Origin of the sequence: Sphingobacterium sp. SYP-B4668 (assembly GCF_027627455.1) — a bacterium.
In the GTDB taxonomy this organism is placed as follows: domain Bacteria; phylum Bacteroidota; class Bacteroidia; order Sphingobacteriales; family Sphingobacteriaceae; genus Sphingobacterium.
Genome location: NZ_CP115483.1, coordinates 98970 through 111317, shown reverse-complemented (window position 1 = coordinate 111317; position 12348 = coordinate 98970). Strand labels below are relative to the sequence as shown.

The following is a 12348-nucleotide window of genomic DNA, read 5'->3' as shown; positions in this document are numbered from 1 at the left end:
ATAAACAGCTGAATTTAACCAATATTCTGCAGTAAATCAACTGCTTTAATCAATGTATCCGTTTTTTTTGCAAAGCAAATCCTCAACAAATACTGGTTGACCTCGGCTGCATAAAAAGCAGATATTGGAATCATGGCTACTCCTTTCTCTTTGGTCAGCAATTCGGCAAATTGTAGTTCTGGAAGATTTGAAATCCGTTGATAGGAGACGTTTAGGAAATAAGTTCCTTCACATGGAAGGATATCTAACCCGGTACCACTCAGTCCTTCGATCAGCAGGTCTCTTTTTTGCTGAAAAAAACCAGGAAGTGACAAATAGACTTCAGGGTTTGAAAGATAGTCGGCAATCGCATACTGAGTGGGCGCATGCACACTAAAGACATTAAATTGATGGACTTTTCTAAACTCGGCAGTCAACTTTTCAGGAGCAATACAATAACCTACCTTCCACCCTGTGGTATGCAGTAGCTTTCCAAAAGAAGCCACCACAAAAGCCCTCGACCGTAGCGATTCATACTGCAACATGGAATGTGGTCGTCTATCATCAAAAATCAGGTGCTCATAAACCTCATCACTGACGAGGAGGATATTGGTGCTCTCAACCAATTGTTGTAGCGCTAGAAAATCTCGTTCTTGAAGAACCCTTCCTGTAGGATTATTGGGATTGTTAAGGATAATCATTCGGGTTCTATCGGAGACTAGATGCTTGACCTCATTCCAATCAATTTCAAAATCGGGCGCCCGTAACATAACTGGAATAACCCGACCACCAAATAATTCGACTGTAGGTCGATAACAATCGTATGCGGGCTCGAAAATAATAACTTCATCTCCGACGGCTATGACGGAGGCTATAGCTGTAAAAATGGCCTGGGTGCCTCCCGCAGTTACCGTCACCTCATCTGCTGGATGAATATCGATTCCGTAAAGATTTTCTACTTTTTCGGCAATCCGCTCTCGTAATACCGGTACACCCGCCATAAATGCATACTGATTGTACCCCTCTTTCATATATTGGCTGACGAGATCTACAAGCCTGGGATCCGTCTCATAGTCAGGAAAGCCCTGCGAGAGATTTAACGCTTGATATTTTTGCGCTAGAGCGGACATCCGGGTAAATATCGTAGTACCCACGTGTGGCAGTTTGGAGGTTAGGGTGAAAGACATCTTGTTTTTATGATAAATAATACACTAAAATAGTAGATTATTTATCAAAATAATCAGACCTAATTGAGAATACCTAAAAATTTAAGTCCGATTACAACTCCTTCTTTTGAGCGGCCGCTTTGTAGACTACGCACATAATCCAACCGCAGCATTCTGAACTTACCCCATCCAATATTGTCAAGACCGAATGTAAATTCGTGATACGGCTGTCTATCGGGCACAGTGAGGTGGTGATATCCGAGGACGATATTCCATTGAAGCTGATTTAGCAAGGGGACTTTATTTAACAGATATCCTTTAAAATTATGTTCGGCGTGCATTTCCAGATACGCATCATTGGTGCTATTGGTGTAATAAGGTAATAGAAGGAAGTGATTCAAATATCTGGTTGTCGTCCCTACATGTGTCTGATTGCCATTAAAATGTCGAAAATCTGCAAATGATATCTGCTCTGCGTTAAAGAATTTTCCAGCTTTAACAACAGCGCCTAATTGACCTTTGTTGCCAAATACGACATCTTGATCGGCTCTTATATGAAGCGCTTGATACTTGTACTTAGAAGCGGATGCTCCAAAAGCTTGCTCCCACTGCATCGATACGATAGGATAGCGATCATTAGGGACTGCGATTCGAGCATCTGGCCGTTCAAATACCTGCTGGCCAAATTTTATTTGTGTGCCTAAAGCATATTTAAATAAATGATGGCGATCAAAAATCGGAGTGTCGTGTCCTTCAGGTTGCAGCGGGTTGTTAGCTGTATAATTCTTTTCTTTATTAAAAAAAGAAAAATTTGTTTGATTCTCTAAAGCAATCCTATCGCTATAGGCCACCGAAGCCATAATCCGCACTGCGGTGGTTACCTGCTGTGCATAACTCAATTTAACGAAATCCTGCTGGTATACTTTCATGAAATTTTCCTTGAAGAAGAGCGATGCCCCCATATTTACCAACTTAGATATTGGCTCCTCTATATTGAACTGCGAGATTTTGCGTCCACCTTCTACAGAGACTACTCTATAGTCATGTGTATCAAAGCGGTGCGTCAACAGCCCCTCTACCCGTAGCCTACGATCAGCTAGTCCATAGTTAAAATTGATTTTGCCGGTCGAATAGCGTCCCCTATCCGATCGGCCCAATTTCGCAGACATCATCGCATTAAAATTCCATCCTTGTACGGTATTGAAACTCGTCGAAAAAATGTTGGACAAGCCTTTATATTCAAACAAAAAATTGGAGGGGGTATGCCTATACTGATATCCTGTAATAACATCCAAAAAACTAAACTTGCTATATTTACGATCCAGCGAGTCTATGTAGGAAGGAGAGCTTCTAAGGGTCTGTATGCTGTCTTTGCGGATATAGTCTTGTCTCTCTTCCAACGTCAACGGGATAGGGCGTATTGCTTTCCAATATGCTTCGTCCTTGGTATTGGCATCTTTTACCATCGTGGCCACCACATTCGAAAATACCCCTTTTTCAAAATCTCGGACATACGCATAGTTTGAAAAATTGTGTATATACCTTCCGTTGAAATGAAAGCCCAAAATACTTGCCTGAAAGTCAATCGTTTGCAAGGACTTAGACCATCGATTATCTTGAGAATTATGGATATACTGCTGCCTAAGACTTAGTGTATCGATAATAGGTTGATTCATGCTATATCCATTGATCTTAAAATCTACAGCATAGATTGCCCATGTCTGATCCACGATATAGATATAGCCGGTGACGGTGGGCTCTTTTTTTCGTATGGGGGTCACACTTAGCTTATGCACTAAGGGACCATCATCTAACGAGATCTTACTCTCTCGCTTGAAACGGTAGTAGGAGAAGGCCCTATCCGAAATAGGGGAGATAATAGGGGCACCTAGATCAACCGTATTTGTATAAAAATCAAAGTTGGTCCCTTGAGCGGTATTGAAACTAAAACCCTTATCATCTCCACTGACTTTTGAGGCCACGATCTTTTCACGGATACTGTTGGGCTTTTGAAATGCTATTTCGGAGACGGTCTCAGACAGGTAGATCACACCTGATCGACTAGTGTCTAAAATACCATCTTCATCCTCTATTTTTTGACCGAGAATGCGCTTAGGAAGTTCTTTCACCCGAAAAATACCTCTCGAGTAAAAGTCAGCTCTATATTTATCATTCCTTTCCCCATTTGCCTTTCGATTACGAATGGCTTGTTGAATAATATAAACTGCTGGATCTATACCTTTGACTCCCACAACAACTTCGTCTATCATTCGCTGTTCGGCATGAAGCACAATCTTTAAGTCGACGGGTTGCCTACTAAGGTCTACGGTCATTGTTTTAGATCGATAACCGAGACTTTGAAATGTAAGGTGACAGCTCCCTTCTTGAGACTGCACTTTCAATTCGAACTGCCCTGCCCCGTTAGTAGAGGTGCCAATCGTGCTTTGTTGGACCTGGACTGTGACATAGGCCAAGGCAACTCCAGCAGTATCTGTCACCATACCACGGATTTGCGCAAATCCAACGGCATGAAATACGAAGAGTATAATTACAGTAAGATATCTCATATCCGGATTGCTAATAACTTGATGGAGGTTGAAGACACAAAGTTAATTGAACAGGCCATAATAACTAGTTAAACATTGTTAATAAACACTCCATCCCTACGCGCGGTATACTGGAAATCTACTTACACATATTGTCTTGAACAATCACTTTCCACAAATGTTGCATATCCTTATTCTTTTTGAAATGGTTAAATGACAAAAATATTACTCGACCACCTTTATAGATTATATTATCTTTGTAAAAACACGATGCACATGAAGACTATATTTTTATACTTACTTCTCGCTTTTCCAATTCTTTTATTTGGGCAACAAAAGAAAGAATTTACGAAGCAGGACTATATCCAACAGGTTAAAGACAATCCCGACTCTATTTCCAGCTTGATTTCGCTTCGTCGAGTGGGCGGATATGACCCTGATTACAAAGAGATGCAGACGCTTTACAACACGCTTAGCAAGCAGGTGCGCAGCTCGAAAGAGGGTAAAGAATTTCAAGACTACCTAAAGGTACTGTCTACTGTTGCTATTGGAAAACAGGCGCCAGACTTCGTTCAAAACGACACAACCGGAACTCCATTTAAATTGCGCGAGCTGCGAGGGAAATATGTATTGTTGGATTTTTGGGCATCATGGTGCCCGGATTGTAGAGTAGAAAGTCCAGATTTAGTGGCTACTTACGAAAAATTTAAGGGCGACCGATTCGAAATTCTTGGAATATCCTTTGATAAAGACAAGCAGTCATGGACCAAGGCGATACACGTCGATAAAAGGCATTGGAAACATGTTTCGGATCTTAAAAGATGGCAGAATGACATTGGGACGCTATATGGTGTTAAAGCAATCCCACAGAATGTATTGATTGACCCGAATGGCAAAATCATCGCGCGTAATATTCATAAAGAGGATTTGAACAAAAAATTGGCCGAGGTGCTCGGAAAATAAGGACGGGGAATCCCCGTCCTCTTGTTTTTTAGACTAACCAAATAAAGCGCTAAAGAGATCTTCTAATTTCGCGACCGGTCGTATCGCAATATTATATTTCTTAGCATCAAGTCCTTTGGTATTGAATTTTGAAATAAATACCCCATCAAAACCAAGTTTTTCAGCCTCAGCAATCCGTTGCTCTATACGGTTTACAGCTCTAATCTCACCTGATAATCCTACCTCTCCAGCAAATGCTAAATTGGATTGTATAGGCATATCCTGTTGTGAAGAGATAATAGCAACGATAACGGCCAGATCAATGGCCGGGTCTTCGACGCGAAGTCCTCCTGCAATATTCAAAAATACATCCTGCGCGCTCAACCTGAATCCAAATCGCTTTTCCAGTACGGCCAATAACATGTTGAGCCGCTTGGTATCATAGCCTGTGGATGACCGTTGAGCATTTCCGAAAGCTGAATTACTGACCAAGGCCTGTACTTCAATCATCATCGGTCGCATTCCTTCAAGCATCGCGGCAATAGCGACTCCACTTACGGGCTCATCTCGTTGAGAGAGCATTATTTCAGAAGGATTGGATACTTCCCTGAGTCCGGACCCCTGCATTTCATAGATACCTAATTCCGAGGCAGATCCAAATCGGTTTTTTACCGCTCTCAATATGCGATACACATGGTGTCTATCGCCCTCAAACTGTAAGACCGTATCGACCATATGCTCCAATACCTTAGGGCCAGCAATAGAGCCATCCTTAGTGATGTGTCCAACGATAAATACGGGCGTACTTGTTTCCTTCGCAAATCGCAGCAATTCGGCGGTGCACTCCCTGACCTGAGAGACAGACCCGGGCGCGGACTCTATTTGCGATGAATGTAATGTCTGAATAGAATCGATAACGATTACATTGGGCTGTACGGCCTCTATCTGTTTAAATATGTTTTGAGTCGATGTTTCGGTCAGGATATAGCAATTGGCCATAGAAGACTGCGAGAGCCGCTCCGCTCGCATTTTGATTTGTTGCTCGCTTTCCTCGCCGGAGATATAGAGCGTCTTTACCTGCGGAATGGAAAGTGCCAATTGAAGCATCAACGTAGACTTCCCAATTCCAGGTTCGCCCCCAATCAATACTAACGACCCTGGTACAATCCCTCCACCAAGCACCCTGTTAAATTCATGATCCGGGGTCAATATCCGCGACTCATCTTGGTACACGATCTCGTGAATGATAGCAGCTTTATTTGCTCGCTTTGGTGTAGCACTAGCTGTGGTGCTCCGCCATTCGGGGACTTTAGAACTGCTCTTTTCGACGACTTCCTCGACAAAAGAATTCCACTGTTTGCAAGAAGGACACTGCCCCATCCATTTCGGGGATTCGTATCCACAGTTTTGACAGAAATATGCTGATTTAGTTTTCGCCATTTCACGAAATTACTAAAATTTGTTGGCCAGTGCGGCCTATGAGATTAGCCTTTTCTTTTTTTCTTGTCACGGCTGATGCACATGGCCCGATCTGCACAACAGCTCCTGCACACCACACCCATCAGAAGCTACGAATTACCTTAAATGAACAAGCTCTGCTTTTGCCACATTGACTTATAGACTGAATCTTGACCAAGAAGTTGGGCGTGATTTCCCTCTTCTATGATTTGACCATCCTTAAGGACCATGATATTATCGGCATGTGCTATTGTACTGAGACGATGTGCAATAATAATCAATGTCTTCCCTTCGTAACTCATTTTGTCCAATACACGCTTAATTACTTCTTCAGACTCAGAATCTAACGCAGAGGTCGCCTCATCCAAGATTAGGATTTCAGGATTACGATAAAGTGCCCGAGCAATCGCAATTCTTTGCTTTTGGCCGCCAGAAAGAAACGTTCCATCTTCCCCAAGTTGCGACTGAAATCCTTCGGGTAGCTTTTCTATAAAAGACAATATTCCCAAAGACTTAGAAAGATCTAGAATTCGTTTGAAATCTGGATTGTCATCACCTAACGCGATGTTTTCGATGACAGTGCCCGAGAAGAGGTTGATCTGCTGCGGCACCACAGATATCAACCCTCTAAGTGAACGATGTGATAGATAATTAATGTTGTAGTCACCAATGGAAATCTTCCCCCCTTTAATAGGATAGAGATGCTGCAGCAATCCCGCAAGTGTCGTTTTGCCGGAACCACTGTCACCAATAATCGCGGTTGTAGTACCTTTCCGAAATACACAATTTAGGTTTGTAAACACGTCAACGCGGCTACCGTAACTGAAAGAGACTTCTTCCAATACAATGTCTCCTATTGCATCATGCTCCATGTCAATTTTTGTGGTTTGCTCTTCGGTGTCGAGATCCATGATTTCAAAAAGACGGTCCGCAGCAATTAATGCATTTTGAACCAGTTTGTTCATACCGATCAATTGTGTAACGGGGGTCGTAAGGTATCCAATTAAGGCGTAAAACGAAAAAAGCTCTCCTGGAGATATTGTTCTGTCGATTACATATCTCGATCCAATCCAAAGTAAGATGATGGTAAAAAAACGAGATAAAAATTCGGATGCATTCTGAGAAAAAAGAGTATTGAGTACCGATTTATATAGTGATTGGAGTAGACGACTAAAGCTATTGTCTGTCTTATTATTAGCGTATCCCTCGACCCCAAATTGTTTTATCGTCCGCATGGCATGGAGTGACTCCACCAGATGAGATTCGAGTTCGGCATCTTCTTCCATAATGCGTCTTTCTACTTTCTTGTTTAAAGCGTTCGATATCAGGTAAACTATTATATAAAACGGAATAATAAGGGTCATCATCATAGCTAACTGCCAATGATAAGTAAACATGAGTATAAAGGAGAAAAGGACAATAAATACATTGACCACAATCTGTATGGCTGCATCGTTGATAAAAGTTCGGATTTTGACGGCATCGTTCACTCTTGAGATAATCTCCCCTACTTGCATGGTATCAAAAAAACGTTGCGGCAGTCGCAAAAGATGTTTGTAGTACCCAAGGATAAGAAATCGATCGATTCTCTGCCCAGTTTGAAGTACGATGATACTTTTCATCGAAGCGATAAAAATCTGGAAAAACAGAATGATCAACATTCCTACCGAAAGGATATTCAACAGTTGCAGATTTCCGTCAATCAGCACATGGTCCGTCACTTTTTGGATGTAGATTGAAGTCGACAGTCCTAGCAATGTATAGATAGCCGCACCAGCTAGCGCTTGTAAAATAATACTGCGATGTGGATGTATAAGACTCCAAAAGCGAGAATAAATATTAGATTTCCCATCTCTTTGCTCAAAATACTCATTGGGCTCCATCAAGATTAACACCCCAGTCCAAATTTTGGCAAACTCCGCTATTCGTTGTTCTACTATTTTGCCCATAGCGGGGTCCATAAATTTTAATTTATCCTTTTTTATCTCGTAGATGACAACATAGTGTGCCATACCGTTTTCCAAAACAACATGAGCAATGGCAGGAAGCGGAACCTGTGAAAGAGCATTCAAATCCCCTTTTACACCCTTTGCATAAAAACCAAGGGTTGACAGTCCTTCAATCATACCAAGGACATTGGTCCCTTTTGTATCGGTGTGGCATGACTGACGTATTTTGGCAATCGGCAGTTCTAACCCATAATATGTGGCAACGGAAGAAATACAAGCAGCTCCACAATCCTTATAATCATGTTGCAATACTAAAATTGGTGCTTTCATCTAAATCGGGAATGGATAAGGATTAAATATAGTGTCCTAGAACACCGTTAGGGGACCATAATATCTTCCAATCGGCCAAAGGCTAATTGCCAAAGGGTACGCTCAGCGACACTGAATCTAGCGGTCAATGGATGCCCCTCTCCCACAGTAACCTTATGACCATCTTTAAGTGATAAATGATTTTGATCAGTTTGGCAATACACGTTTATGTACGATGTATTGGTGGTAGCATCGATTACTGGTCTATTGTCTGTATCGATTACTGTCGCACTCAATGCACCCCATAGCTGAGAGGGGTATGCATCCATATGTATCGATACTAATTGTTGACTTCGAAGCAGTCCGATCGATGACAAGGGCAATCTGCACATGATGACCAAAGAAGGACTGCCCCCACTGAGACTGTCCTTTTTCAAAGCTGATACCACCCCTCTTGCTGACGTATAAATAGGAATTTTAATAAACGGGGTAGCAGCCAGCAATAGAAGAAATAAACCAATGCTCCCGATATATATACCATTATTTTGCGCTTTTATCATAAAAACCGAACAGTTGCTCCTCCATTTAATGGAAATAGTTATAAATTAGCTTAAAGATTTTTACCTATGCCCGCCATATTTGATATTTTGCCGACTTTTTCCGAATCACCCTATTCGTATATAATTGTTCCAATTATCTTGGTTGTCAGCATTGTTGGATTCTATTATAAACCCGTTTTCCACGCATTACTACTTCACCCCTATGAAATATGCCGAGGCAAACGGTTACACACCCTGCTTACCTCGGCACTAATACATCGCAATTGGTTGCATCTGCTGATTAACGCTGTTCTTATTTACTTTCTTCTGTTCGACTTGTATGGACTCATAGAACAGGAACAGAGTGCTAATGCCGCGTTTTTACTCTCTCTACTGCTTATCACGAGTTTCATTGGCATTCCCAATTTGATTCAATCTTACGTCAAAAAGAACGATTTTGGATACACAGCGGTAGGATCATCGGGTTTAACATTCGCTCTGTATGGTTTCAGTTTTACATATTTTCCTTTGGAAAAAACACAAAGTTTCTGGATAGAGGGAATAAAAACCAACTCTCACCTTTGGTTGGCAACTCTAATTGTAATCCTCTTACTTGCCTTTATTCCTAAAAGCAAAATTAATAGAGGATTACATCTAGTCGCATTTTTGTTGGGTTCAGTCTCTGCTATTCTAGTTAGACCACAGTCCTTAAGCGAATTTATTGAATCCTACAATTTTTTGTTAAATTGATATCTATCTATTGGAAAAAGTATTTAGAGATAATGTCCCAGATATCCTTTTGCTTGGGGTTTTCCCGACCACCACCGTTGTAAGATTTTTGCTCTTCAAGGCTCAGTTCTGTCAAATTAACGCCTTCTTTTTGAATCTGTTTTTCTAAGTTTTTCATGATGTTATGGATTAAAAAAATTTATAATCCAAAACTAGATTTAGGGGCAGGGCGGCACCACAACCCCTGGTTGTACCCTACAACCCGGAGTTATAATCGCTATATTTTCTACAACCCTAGGTTATAATTTTTAATATTATTATATTTAGGCATTTTTAATCTGTACAGGTTATGGAAATCGGAGAGCATATACGAATCAAAAGAGAGAACCTAAAAATATCTCAAGAAGCAGTAGCCTATAAGCTGGACATGTCACAAGCGGCCTACTCTAAAATTGAGCGAGGAGAGACTAAGGTCAAAGTTGACCAAATCTATAAAATCGCTGAGTTTTTTGGTGTCAGTGTGTATGAGCTACTCCCTCCGTCGTTAGCAAGTGATGTTACCCAAGAAAGCATATTTGGTCTATTATGGTATGCCGCTAAGTGGGGATTTTCAACCTTAGTAAACAAAGTAAAAGGTCTTTTTAAATAATAAAATCGTGCCTCACGTCAATTTATTATAGCCTAAACATCTTCCGAAATTATCGCTAATCAAATGCAATAAGCCCGCTGAGGGAATACCATTCCGTTTTCTTCGTCGGATAATCTAGAGAGGGCTTATGTAGAAGTTTATTATACTCGTTTGAAACCACCAGCTTCTTTTTTGATTCAACACTCATCCGCATCAAACATAGTTTTGTCTCGTTCGATTCGATGTCGACCCAGTATAAGGCAGAGATGGTCTGTTTCGGGGCTAAGCTATTCTAGGTTGACCTAAAGATGGTCTCATTTGAGCCAGAGGTGGTCTCATTTGGATTAGGGTTCCTCTGATTCACGCTAAAGTTGGTCATGTTTGATTCATAGGTTTTCTGGTTTGAACCTATGTTAGTCTACATTGATGTGATGTTGGTCTCATTTGACCCAAAAGTGGTCACGTTTGATCTAAAGCTGTGCTCGTTTCGTCCAGAGGTCATGACCTTGGGCAGAATTTCCGAATATCCAAATTTCAATCGCGACATGTTCAATACTATGATAGATTCTTTCTGGCTGTGTTTATCGGCATTAATCCACCTGTATTTGCGATAAAATAAGGAGTTTCGCTAACGACCAGCATCCTCGTCTTAAAATAATCTAGCAATTTCAGAAAAGGATTTGGGATGACAGATGGGTCTCGAGGAAAAAAGATAAGATACGTTTGCGAAAGATGACTTCTAATCGCAAGTTTCAAAAAGCTAAAAAAAACAACACAGCTGATTTTAGTTGGGATCAGCTGTGTTGCCTTCCAACTTAGTTTAATTTAGCAATTGCGGTAATGGTACCACCTTCTACTCGTAAACCTTGTGTCGCTGTAGCTGTAGCTGCATCAATTTTGTAGACATAGCTTGTGCCCTCTTTTAGGGTAAAGCCAACATAACCTACACCATTCCGTTTTGTATAATTGGTTGAAGTAACGCTATTTATATCACTCGATTTTGGTAGACCCGTCACTTTTTTAAAGCTCTTATTGTAAACATTCACCACCCCAAAATTGTATTTGTCTGTCGCGTTTGTTGAGGTCATCAATACCAAAAAGTTTCCTTGACCAACATACAGCCAATTGCCCATTTTGTAACCTCCCGACAATTCTTCAAAGTTTAAGTAGTAACTAAGGTCATATTCTGTCGTTCCTTTGTTAATGCGTACTATTGCCGATGGTTTTTTACTGCTTACCTTCCCTCCTGTAGTTGCTGAAGCAGGTGAAAAAGCATATAAGTCCCCCTTTTCATCGACAGCAGTCCCATCCAAGAAATAGGCCCCGATATAACTTGTGCGATCATCTTTGATTACTTTTTCGAGTTCCATTTTTGGATATGAATATACCGCAATCCAAGAACTGTCTGGATAGGCCGTATCAAAGGCTGCTCCACAACATCCTTTTATGGACATATAAGGAGCGAATACCTTATCACCGAACTGTCTAATCCACGTAAAGTGTGCCAGCTCGCCGTTATTGGAAGGTGTCTGGTTGTTTATAGCGCCTTCGCCGGTAATGAGTAGACTATTGGTATTCACGATATAAAAATTGGATAGTTTATTCGTGATGCTCCTTGACATTTTCATTAATAAAATGTCATCATTAACGGGTGCAAATGCCTGTACGGTTTCCGATTGAAAATCTGAAACTTTATTTAAACTTCCGTTCGTAATTTCGTAGGTCGTGACGGCCCCTGGATTTCCCTGGCCGTACAACATCGAGAAGAATTTATTATTTGCCGTCATATAATACCGATAAGTACCATCTTGCTCGACCCCATGCCCTCTTGTGGTAACAGATCCTTCTTCTAGACTAGCTGCTGTCAGTAAGTAATCCGCTACGCCTGTTGAGGCAATGGGAGAGACCGCGACAATGTAGTCTCCATAGTTCGCAGGTCCAACATCATCCTTCTTACATGATGCAAATGCAGACACAGCAACCATCGCAATTAGCATTTTTTTGATATTCGTTTTCATCCGTATAAATTATTTCATGAACCGCCCACTGGCGAATCGATTTTTTTTAATGTGATGAGGCTATCTGATTATTAATTCCTTTGTG

10 protein-coding genes are annotated in these 12348 nt (G+C 41.1%); 3 read left to right on the top strand and 7 right to left on the bottom strand.

Features of this window, described 5'->3' with window-relative positions; genetic code table 11:
- Positions 1-14: 14 nt before the first annotated feature.
- Both OQ289_RS00500 and OQ289_RS00495 read right to left on the bottom strand, forming a co-directional pair.
- A complete protein-coding gene (locus OQ289_RS00500) occupies positions 15-1166 on the bottom strand; it encodes a methionine aminotransferase (RefSeq protein ID WP_270088930.1) in 1152 nt (383 codons plus the stop codon).
- 59 nt (positions 1167-1225) lie between these two features.
- Positions 1226-3712 carry a DUF5686 and carboxypeptidase regulatory-like domain-containing protein gene (locus OQ289_RS00495; protein WP_270088929.1) on the bottom strand — a complete coding sequence of 829 codons (2487 nt, stop codon included), beginning with the start codon at positions 3710-3712 and terminating at the stop codon, positions 1226-1228.
- A 255-nt stretch (positions 3713-3967) separates the two neighbouring features.
- Here OQ289_RS00495 and OQ289_RS00490 point away from each other — a divergent pair, with 255 nt between their 5' ends.
- A complete protein-coding gene (locus tag OQ289_RS00490) occupies positions 3968-4654 on the top strand; it encodes a TlpA family protein disulfide reductase (protein ID WP_270088928.1) in 687 nt (228 codons plus the stop codon).
- Positions 4655-4687: 33 nt separating this feature from the next.
- On the opposite strand, the gene radA is transcribed toward OQ289_RS00490, so the two are convergent.
- From radA to OQ289_RS00475, 3 genes are all read right to left on the bottom strand, one after another.
- Entirely contained in the window at positions 4688-6073 is a 1386-nt protein-coding gene (gene radA / locus OQ289_RS00485) for a DNA repair protein RadA (RefSeq protein ID WP_270088927.1), read from the bottom strand.
- A gap of 140 nt (positions 6074-6213) precedes the next feature.
- A complete protein-coding gene (locus tag OQ289_RS00480; RefSeq protein WP_270088926.1) occupies positions 6214-8370 on the bottom strand; it encodes a peptidase domain-containing ABC transporter in 2157 nt (718 codons plus the stop codon).
- Between the two features lie 47 nt (positions 8371-8417).
- A complete protein-coding gene (locus tag OQ289_RS00475; RefSeq protein ID WP_270088925.1) occupies positions 8418-8909 on the bottom strand; it encodes a hypothetical protein in 492 nt (163 codons plus the stop codon).
- Between the two features lie 66 nt (positions 8910-8975).
- Here OQ289_RS00475 and OQ289_RS00470 point away from each other — a divergent pair, with 66 nt between their 5' ends.
- Entirely contained in the window at positions 8976-9638 is a 663-nt protein-coding gene (locus tag OQ289_RS00470; protein ID WP_270088924.1) for a rhomboid family intramembrane serine protease, read from the top strand.
- A gap of 7 nt (positions 9639-9645) precedes the next feature.
- Here OQ289_RS00470 and OQ289_RS00465 read toward each other — a convergent pair whose 3' ends face one another.
- Entirely contained in the window at positions 9646-9795 is a 150-nt protein-coding gene (locus tag OQ289_RS00465; protein WP_270088923.1) for a molybdenum ABC transporter substrate-binding protein, read from the bottom strand.
- Between the two features lie 171 nt (positions 9796-9966).
- On the opposite strand from OQ289_RS00465, the gene OQ289_RS00460 reads away from it, so the two are divergent.
- Positions 9967-10266, top strand: coding sequence for a helix-turn-helix domain-containing protein (locus tag OQ289_RS00460; protein ID WP_033563762.1), 300 nt, complete (start codon positions 9967-9969; stop codon positions 10264-10266).
- Between the two features lie 794 nt (positions 10267-11060).
- Here OQ289_RS00460 and OQ289_RS00455 read toward each other — a convergent pair.
- Positions 11061-12263: a DUF4374 domain-containing protein gene (locus OQ289_RS00455; RefSeq protein WP_270088922.1), complete on the bottom strand. Its 1203-nt coding sequence runs from the start codon at positions 12261-12263 to the stop codon at positions 11061-11063.
- Between the last annotated feature and the right edge of the window lie 85 nt (positions 12264-12348).